Here is a 17,769-nt window from a genome sequence, read left to right on the forward strand (position 1 = left end):
TTTATTACAAAAGATAAGAACTATCGGGAATCAGTTTGTTAACTAAACAGATTTTATAGCAAAAATTTTGAAATAATAATATCAAAAAACTCAAATGTTAAATAGAAATTATATAATTGAACATGTATGCAATACAAACTAAACCACTTAAATAAATAGCAAAGATATATGCAACTCCAAATGGACGCGAAAAATTGAAATTATCGATATTCAAATTAAGACCGAAAAATATTAAACTTGTATAATAAAATACGGCTGGTAACATTTTAACTTTAAATTTTGTAATTATATATTTTTTGCGATTTTTTTCAATAGCCTCTTTGAGATTATTAACCACATAAACATGATTGACAAAATATTCAAATCCAATGTAGTTAATAATAAAAAACAAACTAAACATCCACAAAGCATGCAAAAATATTCGTTCTTTATTGTAGCCAAAGTTCCACCATATTTTATTAATCCAGTATAGATATTTTTTTTCAATGCCCTTAAAATAATAAATTTTTTGATAATCTAGGTCCAGCAACTCATAGCTCTTAGTAAATCCATCATTCTTTTGTTTCTTTAGTAACATATAGTAAATATTGCTGATTTGATCAAAACTTAATTTGGGTTCAAATTGAAGTTTGATTTGTTGATAATTAAGCCTAATTTTATCAATTGTTGTACCGTATAGGTTTATCAAGCACTTATCATCTTCGACATGATTACCAATGGATGTAAAATCAATTTCTTTTTCAATAGAGACCCCATCGAAATTGATTTCATTTGGCATTTTTGTCTTATAAAATATAATAGAATTATAAAACATTGAAGAAGAAAAATCAACTGATCTACTTAAGAAAGTGGAATATGAAAAGTCAACTTTTCCAAGAAAACTTGCCAAAGAAAAGTTAGTTTTATTTTTAAAAGTAGTTTCACTAAAATTTGCATCAGTTTTGAAAATCGATTCTCGAAAAGTAACTTCATTATTAAAATGGGATCTTAAAAAACTTACACCTCCATTAAATGTCGCACCAATAAAATATACGTTTCCGAAGAATTCGCAATCATAGAAAATAGCTTCCTTTTGAAAATTTGAACCAATAAAATAGATATCTTTTGAAAATTTAGTTCCTTGTATAAGTACGTTATTTTCAAATGTTACACCTTCAAATGATATTAAGGTATTCGCTGATGTATTATTTAAGTATAATTCGCCTTTGATAATGTTATTATTTGGCTGAACAATAGTTTCATTTTCAGCAGTTTTCGATACTGAGAATAAATTTTTAGATAATCCCATCCTTTCCATCTCATTGTCAATACTCTCTTGTCCATGTGCAAGTTTAGCTAATATTAATAATGTAAACAATAAGAAAATATAATTTTTTGTATTATTCATTTAAATTCGGACCAATATTCTTATTTATATTTAACGTTGATCTCTATTTCATCCTTCGAAACAATTGATGGAGGAACTAATTTTGTTTTAATACCTTGTAACTTATCCATCAAATGAGATTTCAATTTATTATGCTGAACTTCATCTACAACTACGACCATAATTATCAATGGCTTAGTATTGAGGCTATTTATCGTTTGTTGACTATCTTGATTTTCAACCAAACTAGCATCATTTTGCTGCTCTATTTTATCAAGCAAAACAGTATATTCCCAGGTTGTTTTTATCGGATCAACTTTCACTTCGGTTATATATATCATTCGTCTATGACTATTTTCGATTTGCTTCACGATTAGCCAGAGGTGTTCTTTATTTCTAAGATCAGCGGTTCCTTTTATTTGAACATTTTCCCCTGATATGAAAATACCACCCTTGGGGCTTGTTATCTTAACTTTAAAATTTGGATCAGTGTCTTGAGGCTGTCCTGCTTGAGGAAAAATGCATTGAATAAGAAATAGGACGAATAAGATTATTAATAGTTTATTTTCTTTATTCTCTGCCCAAAAAGGCTTTTCTAATGGTATAAATATACTCATCTTTTATTTACCATTCTATACGTAGGTGGAAATGAAAACATCGGACTTCTAATTGGTCTTGGGCCATAATCTCCTTTACCTCCTAACTGCCGCATATATTGCTCCAAATTTTGATGCTCATTTTCATTTACAGGACCAACCGCGATGTAAAAAATGCCTGAATCTCTGGACCCTCCGATAGGCACAGATATGTTCCAGGAACGTCTCTGTTGATCAATTCTTACTTCAGAAATAGGCCACCAAAGATTTCTATTGCTTCCGTAACTAACAAATACCCATAGATGAAAACCAAATGGAATTATTGCTGTGCCTGATAGTGATACATAGCTGCTTACGACCAATCCGTCCTGTGGAGGATTTAAAATCCTTACATCGAATGGTTGGCAGTATATTGATCCTACTAACATCGTCCAAATAATTGCAGATAAAAATAACGTTTTAAAAGAATACAAATTGTTCATTATTTAGAATCCTTTTAGCATAAAATTTGAACTTAAAATTGTTTTAATAATTACCAGTAATTGAAAAATCAGTAAAAAGGATGGCACTGATTAATTGAGAAAATTACGTTCTCATTTATCAAAACGCTAATAATTTAGCAGTCAAAGACTAATATAAGCTGAATAAGAATATATTATCAATCAAAGGGTTAGGCTACGATCGCACAGATTCTTTGCAAAAGGTGTGGAAAATTTACAAGTGCCTATTTTTATTATTAGGATGAAATAATTCTTAGGTCAAGAACATATTCAGAATCGGAAAAATGAAAATTTTGAGTATTGTAAATACTGTATATTGTGGCTGGGCAATAACTGTACTAGGATGATGATGATGACACTTTTATCTAACCATTTATTATCTGGATCAATTGGGGCCGTGGCATGCATTTGTTGTTGAAAATTTCAATTCGATAGGCTTGGAGCAGCATTTTAGACCTCCCGCCCCTGGTAAGGTGTCCATCTAAATTGCTGTGAATTTGCAGGCGTCGCAATGCGTTCGTCAATTTATGGTTCAACCCCCAATTTTTTCAGCATGCTGACAATATCTTTTTCCGCCATAAACCCCTCATGCCGAAAAACCTCCTTGCCGGAGGCATCATAAAAAATCTGGGTTGGAATGGCGCGGATACCGAAACGCCCGGCTTGTTCGTGATGTTCCCACACATCAATGAACACAATTGCCGCTTTGTCTTTGTATTTATGTTCCATTTTTTCCATGATGGGCGCCATCATCTTACAGGGGATGCATTTCTTGGCCCCTAAATCGATCATGGTGACCATGCCTGGTACCGGTAATTTGGATGGGGGAGCCGATGTTGAATCGGATGCCCCAACGGGACCCGCTCCAAGGCAAAGCAACAATAAGCCCAAAAATAATCGCAAATTTAATTTGGTCATCAACCTTCCTTTCAGCATCATTTATTTATTCGATGGAATCAAATGCCGCTGACAAACGGCCCGCTTATGAAATAAACGCCCAACAACGCGATCACCACGCCCGCACCGCGTCGAAACCACTGCCCCGCACCCTGCCAGGCAACGCTTTCCGTCAACCGACGCACCATGGCCGTGGAACTACCAGCCACGGCGATAGGCAGGCAGTGCCCCACGGCAAAGAGAATCATCATCACCGAGCCGGCCACGATCTTCTGCTGCACGGTGACAATGGCCAGGATCGGCGCGATAAACCCGAATGTGCAGGACCCGGAAAGAATGCCGTAGGCCAACCCCAGTCCGAAGGCGCCGTGAATACCGCGCAGGTTGAGCCGGTAGAGCAGTGAACCGGACATGGAGCAGGCCTGCACGCCGAGCATGCCAAGGGACACCCAGATTAGCACGATGCCCACCAGTACCTGCCACCAGGTGCCCACGTCTCCGAGCATGCGGCCCAGCAGGGTGCACACGACGCCCACCACGGCGATGGTGATGAAGAGCCCCACCGAAAAAGCGATGGCATACCAGGCTGCACGGCGTGGGTTGACAGTGGTCTGCTGACCGCCCACGTAGGCCACAATCAATGGAATCGAGGCCAGGTGGCAGGGCGAAAACAGCACGCTGACCATGCCCCAGGCAAAGGCTCCGACAAAGGCGATTGCCGATCCGGCAGTCATCCATTGATTCACCGCAAGGAAAAATTGATCTAACATCTCGTCTTCAGGTCCTTACTAATTCCTAACTGTTCCTTTTAATTTTAAGCCTCTTATAAAATTGTATTAAACAAGTATCCCACGAACAGAATACCGCAGGCGACGACGCCGACAAACACACCAATCAGTCTGGGTTTTAATACTTTTCTCAGAATCACCATTTCCGGCAGGGACAGTGCGATCACGCTCATCATAAACGCCAGGACAGAACCTAACGCGGCTCCCTTGCCCAGAAGCGCTTCAACCACAGGAATAATGCCGGCAGCATTGGAATACATGGGAACCCCAATAACCACTGACAGGGGAACAGACCACCATGTGCCCTTGCCCATGATGGACGCCATCATGCCTTCCGGGACAAATCCGTGGATTCCGGCCCCCACGGCAATGCCAAGTATGACATAGATCCAGACCCGGCCGATAATCTCTTTGACGGCCTCCCAGCCGTAAATAAACCGATCATTCCAGGTCAGTTTTTCCTCTTCTATTTCAGCCGCAGCTATATTGGCCTGGGTTACCCAGTCCTCAATGTGGTTTTCAAGTTTTAACCGGCCGATCACCCAGCCGGCGACTATGGCAATGGAAAGGCCGGTGCCCATGTATATGGCCGCCACTTTCCACCCCAGAAGACCGTATAAAAGGCCAACGGCGATTTCGTTGACCATGGGGGCGGCAATTAAAAAGGAGAACGTGACCCCGAGGGGAACCCCTGCGGTTACAAAGCCAATGAAAAGCGGAACCGCGGAACAAGAGCAAAAAGGGGTAACGATTCCCAGAAGGGCTGCAAAAATATTTCCTGCAAATTCACTTTTCCCGGAAAGAAAAGCGCGGGTTTTCTCCGGGGTGAAAAAACTACGGATGACGCCCACGCCAAATACCACTAAAAAGAGCAGCATCATGACTTTCGGGGTGTCATAAAGAAAAAATTCTATGGATGCCCCCAGGTGTGAGTCCTGGCTGATTTGCATCAGGCTGTATGTCAACCATTTGGATACACCGGGCAACTGCTGGTATACCAGCCACCACACAACAACACCTGCGGCTCCCATGAACAGATTCAGCATTAATGCCGGCTTGTTTTCCCAGTTTAAGCGGGTATTGGATGGATTTGAACTCACAATTACCTCCTTGTTATATATGGTCATATAACGATGTATTCACTTAATTTTTTTACTCTTTACCAACAATAGCATTCCGGTCAATTCCCGGAAGAATCTTCATCAATGCTGAAATTTCGGCTTCATCATTCAGCCAGTGGCGCAAATTTCCTAAAATAGATGCAGCATAAGCGCTCTGTCGGCCGTCTGTTAAGGTATAATTGGTTCCACAATCCATCCTTGTGAAAGGTCGTCAATCCAGCATCTTAGAGGACCTTAAGGTGCTTGCTGGTGGTGGACTGAGCGCTCCCCAAAGCGGTCTGCAACTCACAAACGCACATGGGTCGTCGTTCCAATATCTTAAGTATTTTTACGCGGGTGGGGTCGGAAAGCGCCTTCATGACTTTGATAAATTCTTTCATTATATCCTTTATATCGCTATATTGGAATATATAGATGGGAGTGATCAATGTCAATCACTAATTTTCGTCGTTAACTTAGGAATCGTTCGAAGGCCTTTGGGGAAACCTGCTGTTTTAAAAGCCATTTGTCTGGAAGCATTCGTATTAGAATGATATGGAGAGGGTGGTTATTCGCGAAAATCAGACAAGAATTGGAGAAAAACATGGAACAAGTGCTCAGAAAGCTCACATTGGATTTTTTTGGTAAAGGGAAGCACAAAATATCACCCAATAAATTTTTCGAAATGGAAAATGGTTTTTTGCTGGATGTTCGATCCAAAGAAGAAGCTGATTCTATTTCAATCGCCATGAAATCGCACCCCAACATAGAATCCAAAAATATACCGGTCCATGAGATCCCGGATAGGCTTAACGAAGTCCCGAACGATAAACCGGTCGGCGTATTTTGTCCGGCAAACGTCAGATCGGCTATTGTCTATGCTTATTTGCTTTCAAAGGGATTGTCGGACGTTCGCATTATCGATGGTGGATATGCCGATCTGACGGAGGCGTTGAAGCCTGGGCCGGTGCTGAAGGCGCTTCAAGGTAAAAAATGATCGAGGATTCGAGGAATTCTTAAATGACCAATTTGATTATCACCGGTTCCCTTTCCCTATCAAGGACATGTTGACTGATGTTGGACAATATCAAAATTCGATCACAACCTTTCCCATATCTTTCGTGTCGTAACCACCGATTTGAGAAAATTCCTCCTGGAATGCTTGCGAACGAATAATGTTCAGTAAGGATTGTATTTCGTACCGATCCGCATCTTCACGCCTGAATACAACATCGTATCGCTCTTTTTTTATGGGTACAAAATCAATCCCTTCCACTTGCTTTGCTATTTTTTCGGTTCCTATGGCGACATCCGCTTTTCCGGAGGCCACTATGCTCGCAACCGTAAGGTGTGATTGAATTTCGTGATCATATCCAGCGATATCTTTCCCGAATACGCCCATCAATCGAAGGTTTTCATCAAGCAACACCCGTGAGCCAGCCCCTTGTTCGCGGTTCACCATTGTAATGTCATCTCGCCCAAAATCTTCCCAGCCCTTAATCCCTTTCGGATTCCCTTTGGCAACATAAAAGCCCTGTATACGACAAGTCAAATGAACAACCACAGCAGGGATTCCAGGTAATAATCGCCGAACATAAGGGACGTTATAGGTATTTGTATCGCTGTCCCACAGATGAGCAGAAGCAACATTTACCTGCTTGCGGTAAAGCGCAATCAAACTGTCATAGCTTCCAATATATGCCCGCAGTGCAGGCACGCCGCGTTGACGCATATAATTCGAGAGTATGTCTAAAATGATATCCTGGCCACATAACACAAATCCCTCATTACGGATTGGGGGCAACGTTTCGTGGGTTTTAACAAGATTACCTTTTTTCGAGTTTTGAATGTATGACCTTACGTCCTCTTCCGAGAAGCGAACCTTGCGGCCGACTTTGTAAGATTGCAGTTCACCGGCTTTTATCATGCTGTAAATTTTACTTTTGCTGACTTTAAGGATGCCGGCAACTTCTGGAACGGAAAGTTCATCTTTTGTTTTCACAAACATTCTCCTATCGGCGGTCGAGCCTTGACTAAATACACCAAATTATATAGTTTAACACTTTAAATTTATTTTATATATATATTAGTATTATTTCGTATCAAATAAAACATGAAAATGAAATATTAATCACGAAATAACACGAAACGAAGTTATATAGTAGCATTAAATGAGATAAAGAGATGGAGAAATGATATTCCCAATCTCAGGCGTGGAAATTCACCCGCTGATTCCTTTTTTCGTAGCGTTCATTGTATCATTTTTCACCTCGATGGGCGGCGTTTCAGGCGCTTTTCTTCTTCTGCCATTTCAAATGTCCTTTCTCGGTTACACAGCGCCTTCAGTAAGCGCTACCAATCAACTTTTTAATGTCGTAGCCATTCCAAGCGGCGTATACCGGTATTGTAAAGAAGGCCGTATGGTTTGGCCGCTGACGTGGACCGTGATTTTTGGCACGCTTCCCGGTGTTTTTATTGGCGCCATTGTACGAATAAATTATTTGCCGGACCCTAAAAACTTCAAATTGTTTGCAGCACTTATTCTTTTGTACATCGGATTGCGAATGGTTAAGGATTTGATTCGTAAACCCATTGCCGGCAATGACAAGATTTCGAGTGAGGAACGATTCCAGGAACTTGTGCGTAAATACAGACGCAAATCAGAAGATTCCAAAGAAAAAGGAGAGGGGGGCCTCCCAGCGGTCAGGATTATTAATTTTAGCCTGAAACAAATTGCATATGCGTTTTATGGTGAACAATTTGTAATACCAGTCTTGGGGATTTTTTCCCTTAGCTTCATTGTCGGTATTTTGGGGGGCATTTACGGAATTGGAGGTGGTGCGATAATCGCCCCGTTCTTTGTGTCATTTTTTGGCTTGCCGGTCTATACCGTGGCCGGGGCAGCGCTGATGGGAACGTTTGTCACTTCGATTGCCGGCGTTGCCTTTTACCAGGCAATCGCACCGTTTTACCCGGAGATGTCGGTTGCGCCGGATTGGCTTCTGGGGTCGTTGTTCGGTCTGGGAGGAATCGCAGGGATGTACCTTGGTGCTCGGTTGCAGAAATTTGTTCCGGCGAAACTCATTAAGTCGATGCTCTGTGTCATATTAATTTTCACCGCCTTTAAATACATTTCGAACTTTTTTGGATAAGCGGTTATTTCAACGACTTCATTAGCTTCCCATATTGAATACGCCAAATGTCTAAAGGATGGTACCGGCAAAAGTGGATAGAACGTGGAAAAAACAGAAACAGAAAAGACCTAAGAAGGTTTTAAGAGGAAAATAAAAAAAACAATGCAACAGATCCAGTTGAACCGGAGAAATTTTCTCGTCAAGTCCGCGGCAGGAGTGGCCTCCCTGGTCACAGCGCCCTATTTGACCTTGAATGCCTGGGCGGCTGATAAAAGTGCCCCTATCAGAATGGCCGTTGAATTCAATAGCCATGCCGTACCGGCCTATGTTGCCCTTGAAAAGCGAATGTATGAAGCAGAAGGACTGAATTTCAGTGCTTATAAAAGCTATTCGACCGGCGCATCCCTGGCCGCTGCACTGACCAAGGGAGACATCGACGCCGCCTACATCTGCCTTATCCCGGCTATCAACGCATTTTCAAATGCCGGCGTACCCGTCAAGGTCGTATGCGGCACCCATTTATTTGGTTATGGTCTGGCTGCAAACCCGAATAAAGTTGCTTCAGTCGAGGATCTGCAGAAAGCGAACATTCAACTCGGTTGTTTACGGGAAGGAACATCCGTCGACACGATCATGCACAAGACCATGGAGCAGTTCAATCTGAACAAGACAACTATTCTATCGAAAGTCAGACGGATGAGTCCGACAAAAGCCCTCTTTGCGGTAAAAACCGGACAACTGGACGCTGTGTTTTTACCAGAGCACTGGCTGACCATGACAGAGCGTTATGGATTTAGCGTGATGCTCACCGCCAAGGATCTGTGGCCGGATATGCTGGGAAGTGTACTTGTCGTCAAACGTTCGCTTGTACACGAAAATCCGGAGGCCGTGAACAAACTGGTAAGAGTCACGAAGACCGCCACCGACTTTATGCGCAGGCACCCTGATAAAAGCGCCGGAATAGCCGCCCGGTATCTTTCCTTTGAAAGTGAAAAAGCCCCGCTTGCAGATGTTCTGGAAAACAAGAACGAGCTTAACGTGTCCGCTAACCTCGTTGCACGTTCCATGAAGAATCTCGACTACCTCAATTCCATCGATAAAAAAGGAATGCAGACAACCATCGACTATTCCGCCCGTTTAGGCAACATCCGGCAATCTTTTTCAGCCAGTGCGATGTTGGACCTCCGATTTTTACAACAAGCTTGAAAACGATGCGCAATCTTCCAGAATTCGCGTTCCGCAATATCTCGAGAAGCGTTCCGCTTATTCTTTTTCTGGTTCTCTGGGAGCTCGCGGCACGCTTTGGCCCGTTTTCGACGTCCGCTGTTTTTCCACCCTTTAGTGCTGTCATCATGGAAATGGGCGCTCTGATCAAGAGCGGCGTAATGACGAAAAACCTTGCCAGTACCGTGGGAAGAGTCCTTATCGGGTTGCTTATGGGAACGTTATCGGGAATTCTGGTAGGGATCGCCATGGGCTGGCGGGATGCGGTCGGCCGATCTTTGTCACCCGTCATCAGCATTCTCTATCCCATTCCTGCCCTTGGATGGTTGCCACTGATGATGCTTTGGATCGGCATCAATGAGATGTTGCCCGTCGCAATCATTACCGTCGGCGCGTTTTTCCCAACCTGTTACAATACGGCCGCAGGCATCCGCAACGTGGACCGGGGGATGATCAAAGCCGCCCATATCCTTGGCGCATCCGAAAAACGGATATTATTTGAGGTGATTTTGCCCAACGCCGCGCCGCATTTGTTCTCCGGATTGAGGCTCTCATCCGGAATGGCCTGGCGCACGGTCCTGGCTGCGGAAATGGTGGCCATACCCACAGGCATTGGCGCCCTCATCATGAAGGCTGAAAGCCTGGTAAGAGTGGACATTATCATGTCCTGTCTTGTCGTTCTCTCCTTTTTATGTCTAATTTTTGAAAAAATTCTGAATTTAATGGAGAGGCGATGGACGGGCAAATGGAGTAACGGCATTGCCCGAGATTGAACTGGTAAATGTAAGCAGATATAACTGCCGGGGGCTGAATCTTACCATCAGAGATGGGGAGTATTTTGTAATTGTAGGTCCAACCGGTGCCGGAAAAACGACTTTGCTGAATATGATTTCAGGCGTCACGGAATACAATGGAACGGTATTGATTGATCAGGTCGATGTCAATGCGTTTCCCCCCTTTAAGAGAGGCGTTGGTTACATGTTTCAGGAGTTGGCGCTTTTCCCCCATCTTTCCGTGGCGGCGAATATCGCCTTTGGACTGAGGGCGCAAGGGTATGAAACAGTTGTCGTGAAAGAACGGATTTCATTTTTATTGAAAATGATGCGCATCGATCACCTGTCCGGACGTTATCCACACATGCTCTCCGGAGGTGAGAAAAAAAGAGTCGCTTTGGCACGCTCACTGGCACCCTCACCCAGCATTCTTCTTCTTGACGAACCGACCTCAAACCTGGACCAGCAGACAGCAGAATACTTGCGTGTTGAACTGAACGGTCTTCTGAAAAAGCTGGGCGTCACCACCGTGCATGTTACCCACGACCTCCGAGAAGCGGAAGCGGTGGCCAACCGGATCGCCTTCATCGCCAACGGCGTCATTGAGCAGGTGGCGACTCCTTCGGACCTTTTTTTCGATCCGGCAAACACCCGCGTTGCCGAGTTTATCAGGATGCCCAATATTCTTGAGTGCAGACAAACGCGACCACTTACCTCGGGCCTGGTCGAAACCTTGTCGGATGAACTGAAAATTATTCTGCCTTACGATGGTAAATGCATTCGAAAGATTGCCATCCCCCCCGATGGAATTTCTCTCTTTGCTACGCGGCCGCCTGGACCGGCACTGAATAGTTTTATTGGGACGGTGGAAAAAATTAGCCGCTATAATGGCATCGTTAAAGTGAAGGTAGCGATTGGCAAAACCAAGCTATTCACCGAATTGCCCGCGAGCACCTTCAAGACCTTGCCCTTTGAAGATGGAATGATGGTGCATGGCGTGATTAAAACGGATCGGTTGCGCTATATTGGCTCATAGTGAAAAATAGCAAATGGATAGCTTTTGACAGTAGACTGTGGTGGTTTTTAATACAGCAGGCATTGAAGTTGCGCCATGGATTCCACCGATTGTGGGTTCGCAGCTCTGTCCTAAACGGCTTTAATGGACTTGCCACCTGCCTCGGGCTCCAGTTCATGGGGAAAAAACATTTTTCCACTCTGGGATATATCATAGCCGGCCATCCCTTTGGCCGCTTCGATAAATATCTGTTCATGCAGCATACTGAGAAAATTCTGTGTATCCTGATCGAAGAACCGTTCGTGGGTAATGAGCAGGTCGTAACGCTCCTGGCGTAACGGTAAAAAGTCGAGTCCCAGTAGAAAAGACACCGGCCGAATCCCTGGGCCAGCGTCGGCGCGACCACTCAACACCTCGATTCCAACGTCCATGTGACGATTGACCTCGTGGCGGTAACCACTGATATGCTTGCCGGCCAGCCCTGCTTTTTTAAGCTCGCGATCAAAAAGAAGCCGAGTCCCTGTTGACAATGAACGATTGACGATACGCAGGCCAGGTCTTGCCAAATCAGAGATCCTTTTGATATGCAGAGGATTCCCTTTTTGTAACAAAATACCCTGATCGCGTTTGCAAAAATTGACTACCACAGGCACATGAATAAATTGACGCTTTAGAAAATCAAAATTATAGTCCTTACCGTTATCGTGAATCAAATGGCTGGTGGCCAGATGACACAGGTTGTTGCGCAGGGCATTAATTCCCCCTAATGAGCCCAGGTTGCCGAAAACGGCCATGTGGCCCGAATAACGACTGTTGAAGATTGACAACATCTTTTCAAACAAAATGTCATCGCTACCGGCAATGACCAGCAACCCAGAGTCGGATGGCAGCTTCCTTTCATTATAGTGATCATTGATCTTGTTGCTCAACATCCATCGCTCAACAATATGGCGGGAAAACATCCATCTACCCGTCACCTTGCATGCGGGCAATCCCTTCTCATATATCAGCGAGTAAACTATTTTTTCATTTACTCCCAAAAACCTGGCTACAGCTTTAGTCGATAACATCTGCTTCATGGTCCCCTCTTGCCAAAAAAATAGATGTGGTACCTTTTATGTGGGAGAGTAATCGTTTAATATTTCATTCATCGCCTCCGTGATAGAAGAGACGCAAAATTCAACAATTGCAGGAATAGTTGGGTACGCCTGAACCCCTGATACGGGAAAAAGCATTGTTTTTTTTCTTGGGGCAAAGTGGTTGTCATTAATTGTAAGATTTGGTAGATATTTAAACCGATATGCCATAAAAGTCAATTCATGTATGAGTTGATTATTATGGAACATATTGTTTTTAATACTATTTTAGAATTTCAAATTAACCGACAAATAGAATCATCATGCCATCAACGATCCGTCGAACGGGGTTTACATGAGGTGCCTGGCATTAACATGTCCGGGTGGACAGGTACGCTTGTAATTCCCTGGTGACGGAATCTCCTCTTTTTTTCACGGTTCCCCGCCAGTATTCATCCAAACGCCGATTTTAAACTTTTAGCACCTCCGTGCCAAGAGTGCGGAGAACTGCGTGCAAAAGGAGTCCTAAAAATGAGCCAGACCATCTTCATTAACGGCAATGAACTTCTATTTACAGTTGGTGAGACGATTTTGGATGTCGCCAAACGCAACCACATCGACATCCCCACGTTGTGCCATTTGAAGGGTGCCACCCCTACCGGTGCCTGCCGGATCTGTGTGGTGGAAGTGGCAGGATCAAAAACCTTGCTGACCGCGTGTACAACCCCGGCAACAGATGGCATGGCAGTAAAGACGGAGTCCCCTGCAGTCGTGGCCGCACGGCGTCAGATCATCGAGCTCATGCTCAGCTCGGGCAACCACAACTGCGCCATTCGAACAGGCAATGATGCCGAGTGGTCGGAACTGCAGGTCAAGGTGGCCCATGAAGACATGAGTGGTGAGTTGTGCCCGGTATGGGGAGATTGCCGCTTGCAGGATCTGGCCTATCGATACCAGGTGAGCACGGAATATGTTGATTCTCAATCGACGCGGTATCCCATGGAAACCGTCAATCCGTTTATTGTCCGGGATTTTTCACGGTGCATCCAATGCGGTCGCTGTGTCCAGGCCTGTAACGACATTCAGGTCAACAATGCCATCCATTTCGGTTATCGCGGCAAGGACGCCAAAATCGTTACTGCCGGCGATCGGGCGCTCAAGGATTCGGATTGTGTTTTCTGTGGTGAATGCGTTCAGGCCTGTCCGGTCGGCGCATTGGTTGAAAAGGATGTCCGTTACACCGTGCGCCCCTGGGAAATCCAAAAGGTGCGCACCACCTGCAGTTACTGTGGCGTCGGTTGCCAGCTTTACCTGCACGTCAAGGAAAACCGGGTCGTCAAAGTCAGCGGTGTGGATGCCGCCCCCAACCATGGCAGCCTGTGCGTCAAGGGGCGTTTTGGTTACCATTTTATTGGGTCGCCAAACCGCCTGACCCAACCGCTGATCAAAGAAAACGGCAGTTTTCGGGAAGCGTCATGGGATGAGGCGCTGGGGTATGTCGCCCAACGGTTGTCGGCGATCCGTGATTCCAGTGGCCCGGACAGCATCGGTGTGCTCACGTCAGCCCGCATGTCCAATGAAGATAATTACGTGGCTCAAAAATTTGCCCGCAGCGTGCTGAAGACCAACAATGTGGACCATTGCGCAAGGCTTTGCCATGCTTCCACTGTGGCGGGGCTGGCGGCCAGCTTTGGTAGCGGGGCCATGACCAATCCTATCGGTGATTTAAGTAAAGCCGATGTGATTCTAGTCACCGGATCGAACACCACCGAAACCCATCCCGTGACGTCCACGTATATTAAACGTGCCGTGCGCTTCGGAAAAGCGCAGTTGATTGTGGTCGACCCGCGCGATATCCCGCTGTCCAGGCATGCCGTTTTGAAGCTGACCCAGAAGCCGGGCACCGATGTGGCCTGGATCAATGGTCTCATGCATGTGATCCTAAATGAGAACTTGCATGATGAGCAATTCATCAAGACCCGAACGGAAGGCTTCGACGCATTCAAAAAGGCCCTTGAGCCCTATACACCGGATGCCGTGTCTCAAATCACGGGGATTCCCGCCGATCAGATCGTGAAGGCGGCCAGGCTCTATGGCCAGGCAGGGGTTGGCAACATTGTTTACTGCATGGGGATCACCCAGCACAGCACCGGTACGGATAATGTGAAAGCCCTTGCCAACCTGGCCATGCTTTGCGGTAACCTCGGAATTGACGGGGGTGGTGTCAATCCGCTGCGCGGCCAGAACAATGTCCAGGGCGCCTGTGACATGGGCTGCCTGCCCAATGTATACAGCGGGTATCAGCCGGTGACGGATTCTGCCGTGGCCCAAAAAATGGCGGCGGCATGGAATACCACCCAACTGTCCGAGAAAATGGGATTGAAGGCCACTGAGATGATTCCCATGGCCCAGAGCGGCGACATCAAAGCCCTTTACATTATCGGCGAGAATCCCATGGTTTCGGATCCAGATCTGAACCATGTGCAGAAAAGCCTTGAAAACCTCGACTTTTTTGTGGTTCAGGACATTTTCCTGACTGAAACGGCCCAATTGGCGGATGTTGTTTTGCCCGCCACCTGTTTTGCCGAGAAAGCGGGAACCTTCACCAACACGGAGCGTAAAGTCCAGCGCATTCGTCCGGCTGTCCCGCCGCCGGGTGAAGCCCGTGATGACTGGGCGATCACCTCAGCCCTGGCAACCCGTATGGGGGTGCCCATGCAATACGCCGATGCCGAGGCGGTGTTTGGCGAAATCAGCCAAGTGACGCCGTCCTATGGGGGCATTTCCTATCCCCGCATCGATGACGACGGACTGGTCTGGCCATGTCCAACGAGCGACCATCCAGGAACGCCTGTGCTGCACATCGGAAAGTTCACTTGCGGACTGGGGAAATTTCATGCGGTCGAATTCATTCCCCCGGCCGAAACCCTGGATGATCATTTCCCGTTTACCCTGACCACGGGCCGCCTGCTTTACCACTATCATACCGGCACCATGACCATGAAAAGTGACGATCTGAACGAGCGGGCGCCGGAATGCCGGATCGAAATCGCCGATTCGGATGCTTCACGCCTGGGTATTGCCGATGGGCAAATGCTGAGCATTCGTTCGCGCCGGGGGACGATCCAGGCACGGGCCACATTGACGCCTGCCATTATGCCTGGAACCGTGTTCATCCCCTTTCATTTTGCATCGGCGGCGGCCAACCGTCTGACTAATGCCGCACTGGATCCCGTGTGTGCCATACCCGAGCTGAAAGTCTGTGCTGTTGCGTTATCACCAGCAAAGATGGATGTGGCTGCAGTGAACGAATAAGACTTCTCAAACACCCTCTTAAAAACCAGACTGTTTTGAAACCATATGCGAAAAAGGAGTATTGCGGAAATGAAAAAGGATTACGAGTTCAGGCCAAAAATATTGGGTTTTTTGTGTAATTGGTGTTGTTATGCAGGGGCTGACCTATGCGGGATCTCCCGTTATCAGTACCCGCCCAACATGAAAGTAATTCGTTTAATGTGCTCGGGCAGGATTGATCCGCAGTTTATTTTTAAGTCATTTCTAAACGGCATGGATGGAGTGTTTATCGGCGGATGCTGGCCGGGCGAGTGCCATTATATTACCGAGGGGAACTACCTGGCGATTAGTATGATTCAGGTCTGCAAAAAGCTCATGGCCCTGATCGGGCTCAACCCTGAGCGGTTGAGACTCGAATGGGTTTCCGCTTCTGAAGGGGTTCGGTATGCCGAGGTGATCACGGATCTGGACGACACCCTGAAAGGTCTGGGACCGCTCGGTAAAGGAGAAGACATCGATCCTGAAACGCTGAAATTCAGGATCGAAACCGTCATGTCCCTCTTGCCCTACATCAAGCTGGTGGAAAGAGAACGGATGCGGGTTCCCCTGGAAACAGAAGCGGCGTACCATGAGTATTTTGCCAGCAGCGAATTTGAGCAGATGTTTCAGGAACTGATTGCAGATAAACTGGCCGTTTGTCAGATCATGGCCCTGATCCGGGAAAAGCCGCGCTCAAGCGCGGAGCTGTCCAATCTGCTGGGTCTGCCTTCTTCCGAAATCTCTCGCCACGTCAACATTGCCGCCCGGCAGGGGATGTGCCGCTTTGACGAAAGTAAAAACCTGATTGCTGCGGCATATCATCAGGATGCGGATGAGTCCGTCGCCGAGGCTGCAGCCGAAGTCAAACCGGCGGCACTGGGAAATAAAAAAATTGATCAAATTATTGACACGTACAAGGGCAATCCCGGGGCCCTGATCCACGTGCTCATGGAGGTGCAGAGCGAAAATCAATGGCTGCCCAAAGAGATCTTGACGTTGATCAGCGAAAAACTCGACGTGCCCTTGGGACGGGTCATGCAGATCGCTTCCTTCTACAAGACCTTTCGCCTGACGCCCAAGGGGCGTTACGAAATCCACGTCTGCAATGGAACCTCATGTCATCTCAGGGGATCGGAACGCCTGATCGCGTCTGTTCAGGAAATGATCGGCATCCGGCCCGGTGAAATGGACGCGGATTCCAAATTCAGTCTGGAAACCGGCAACTGTCTGGGGTGCTGTACGCTGGGACCGGAGATGATCATCGATGGAGCGCATCACGGTAGAATTTCGCCAGACAAAGCGCAAGCGTTGCTTAAAAACTGCGCCTAAGGAATGGCATCGGATTGAAAACGGTTTTTAAAGGAAATTGGGGCTTGCATTCGATTGCGAGCCTCTTTTTTTATAATTTTTTCCAAATAAAGATTCCGTGATCGGATGTAGCAACCGTTTTTTGTAAACGGAAAATATCTCAAAAAAGGGAGTCGCTATCCCAACTATCAGATTTTTTCCATTGCACCATAGGCGGCCAGGATGTGCTCACGCAACAGAAAACTGAGCCGTTCGAGCAGGAAAAAGCCAAACTGGGTATCTTCCTGCATGAATTTTCGCAGCTGACGCCCCTTGAGCCGGATCACCATCGAATCTTTCTGACAGTTGGCCGAGGATATGAGTACAAGTGGCTCCCCCAGAAGGGTTGACCAGCAGCCCAGCGTGCGTCCTTTTCCGAGGGCATCAATCACGACCGATCTTTTGTGGCTGCCAATGTCCATGATGTGCTCGAGGAAAACGTAGCCATCGGCGATAATGAACAGGTCATCACCCAAATCGCCCTGTCTGAAGATGTAGTCGCCGGCCGCGTATTGATCGATGTTGCAATATGCTGAAATCGTCTCCAGATGTTCGGGCGAAATGTTTTTGAGGAAGCCGCAAGATTGCAAGGTGTCCCGGATATTTGAATTTTGCATAGT

At 46.2% G+C, this 17,769-nt stretch carries 16 protein-coding genes and 2 pseudogenes; 8 read left to right on the forward strand and 10 right to left on the reverse strand.

Annotation, left to right across the window (positions count from 1 at the left end; genetic code table 11):
• Positions 1–97: 97 nt before the first annotated feature.
• From Dvar_RS07020 to Dvar_RS07050, 7 genes are all read right to left on the reverse strand, one after another.
• Entirely contained in the window at positions 98–1,387 is a 1,290-nt protein-coding gene (locus Dvar_RS07020) for a pentapeptide repeat-containing protein (protein ID WP_419660989.1), read from the reverse strand.
• 20 nt (positions 1,388–1,407) lie between these two features.
• Positions 1,408–1,983 (reverse strand): hypothetical protein, encoded by a 576-nt coding sequence (locus tag Dvar_RS07025; protein ID WP_419660990.1) that lies wholly within the window; start codon positions 1,981–1,983, stop codon positions 1,408–1,410.
• A complete protein-coding gene (locus tag Dvar_RS07030) occupies positions 1,980–2,444 on the reverse strand; it encodes a hypothetical protein (RefSeq protein WP_419660991.1) in 465 nt (154 codons plus the stop codon). The genes Dvar_RS07025 and Dvar_RS07030 overlap by 4 nt, the downstream gene beginning before the upstream one ends.
• Positions 2,445–2,987: 543 nt before the next feature.
• A complete protein-coding gene (locus tag Dvar_RS07035) occupies positions 2,988–3,401 on the reverse strand; it encodes a thioredoxin family protein (RefSeq protein ID WP_419660992.1) in 414 nt (137 codons plus the stop codon).
• Between the two features lie 17 nt (positions 3,402–3,418).
• On the reverse strand, positions 3,419–4,129 hold the full coding sequence (locus Dvar_RS07040; RefSeq protein ID WP_419660993.1) for a cytochrome c biogenesis CcdA family protein: 711 nt from the start codon (positions 4,127–4,129) through the stop codon (positions 3,419–3,421).
• 53 nt (positions 4,130–4,182) lie between these two features.
• Positions 4,183–5,247, reverse strand: coding sequence for a permease (locus Dvar_RS07045; RefSeq protein ID WP_419660994.1), 1,065 nt, complete (start codon positions 5,245–5,247; stop codon positions 4,183–4,185).
• 245 nt (positions 5,248–5,492) lie between these two features.
• A complete protein-coding gene (locus tag Dvar_RS07050) occupies positions 5,493–5,648 on the reverse strand; it encodes an ArsR/SmtB family transcription factor (protein ID WP_419660995.1) in 156 nt (51 codons plus the stop codon).
• Positions 5,649–5,773: 125 nt separating this feature from the next.
• Here Dvar_RS07050 and Dvar_RS07055 point away from each other — a divergent pair, with 125 nt between their 5' ends.
• Positions 5,774–6,244, forward strand: coding sequence for a rhodanese-like domain-containing protein (locus Dvar_RS07055; protein ID WP_419660996.1), 471 nt, complete (start codon positions 5,774–5,776; stop codon positions 6,242–6,244).
• 90 nt (positions 6,245–6,334) lie between these two features.
• On the opposite strand, the gene Dvar_RS07060 is transcribed toward Dvar_RS07055, so the two are convergent.
• Positions 6,335–7,249, reverse strand: a complete 915-nt coding sequence (locus tag Dvar_RS07060) for a substrate-binding domain-containing protein (protein ID WP_419660997.1) — start codon at positions 7,247–7,249, stop codon at positions 6,335–6,337.
• A 190-nt stretch (positions 7,250–7,439) separates the two neighbouring features.
• On the opposite strand from Dvar_RS07060, the gene Dvar_RS07065 reads away from it, so the two are divergent.
• The 4 genes from Dvar_RS07065 to Dvar_RS07080 all read left to right on the forward strand — a co-directional run bounded on the left by Dvar_RS07065 (position 7,440) and on the right by Dvar_RS07080 (position 11,414).
• Positions 7,440–8,399 carry a sulfite exporter TauE/SafE family protein gene (locus tag Dvar_RS07065; protein ID WP_419660998.1) on the forward strand — a complete coding sequence of 320 codons (960 nt, stop codon included), beginning with the start codon at positions 7,440–7,442 and terminating at the stop codon, positions 8,397–8,399.
• A gap of 144 nt (positions 8,400–8,543) precedes the next feature.
• The gene (locus tag Dvar_RS07070) at positions 8,544–9,587 is read left to right on the forward strand and encodes an ABC transporter substrate-binding protein (RefSeq protein WP_419660999.1); all 1,044 of its coding nucleotides are present in this window, start codon (positions 8,544–8,546) and stop codon (positions 9,585–9,587) included.
• Positions 9,588–9,766: 179 nt separating this feature from the next.
• On the forward strand, positions 9,767–10,378 hold the full coding sequence (locus Dvar_RS07075; protein WP_419661000.1) for an ABC transporter permease: 612 nt from the start codon (positions 9,767–9,769) through the stop codon (positions 10,376–10,378).
• A complete protein-coding gene (locus tag Dvar_RS07080) occupies positions 10,365–11,414 on the forward strand; it encodes an ABC transporter ATP-binding protein (protein WP_419661001.1) in 1,050 nt (349 codons plus the stop codon). Before Dvar_RS07075 ends, Dvar_RS07080 begins: the two co-directional genes overlap by 14 nt.
• A gap of 110 nt (positions 11,415–11,524) precedes the next feature.
• Here Dvar_RS07080 and Dvar_RS07085 read toward each other — a convergent pair whose 3' ends face one another.
• Entirely contained in the window at positions 11,525–12,472 is a 948-nt protein-coding gene (locus Dvar_RS07085; RefSeq protein ID WP_419661002.1) for a substrate-binding domain-containing protein, read from the reverse strand.
• 528 nt (positions 12,473–13,000) lie between these two features.
• On the opposite strand from Dvar_RS07085, the gene fdhF reads away from it, so the two are divergent.
• The 3 genes and pseudogenes from fdhF to Dvar_RS07100 form a co-directional block, all read left to right on the forward strand.
• Positions 13,001–15,784 carry a formate dehydrogenase subunit alpha gene (fdhF, locus tag Dvar_RS07090; RefSeq protein WP_419661003.1) on the forward strand — a complete coding sequence of 928 codons (2,784 nt, stop codon included), beginning with the start codon at positions 13,001–13,003 and terminating at the stop codon, positions 15,782–15,784.
• Between the two features lie 69 nt (positions 15,785–15,853).
• Positions 15,854–16,618 (forward strand): annotated as a pseudogene (locus Dvar_RS07095) (hydrogenase iron-sulfur subunit); the annotation flags it as partial.
• Positions 16,619–16,705: 87 nt separating this feature from the next.
• Positions 16,706–17,131, forward strand: a pseudogene (locus tag Dvar_RS07100) (NAD(P)H-dependent oxidoreductase subunit E); the annotation flags it as partial.
• Between the two features lie 167 nt (positions 17,132–17,298).
• Here Dvar_RS07100 and Dvar_RS07105 read toward each other — a convergent pair.
• Positions 17,299–17,766 carry a Crp/Fnr family transcriptional regulator gene (locus Dvar_RS07105; RefSeq protein ID WP_419661004.1) on the reverse strand — a complete coding sequence of 156 codons (468 nt, stop codon included), beginning with the start codon at positions 17,764–17,766 and terminating at the stop codon, positions 17,299–17,301.
• Positions 17,767–17,769 lie beyond the last annotated feature (3 nt).

The organism is Desulfosarcina variabilis str. Montpellier (assembly GCF_048565275.1).
Lineage (GTDB): Bacteria > Desulfobacterota > Desulfobacteria > Desulfobacterales > Desulfosarcinaceae > Desulfosarcina > Desulfosarcina variabilis.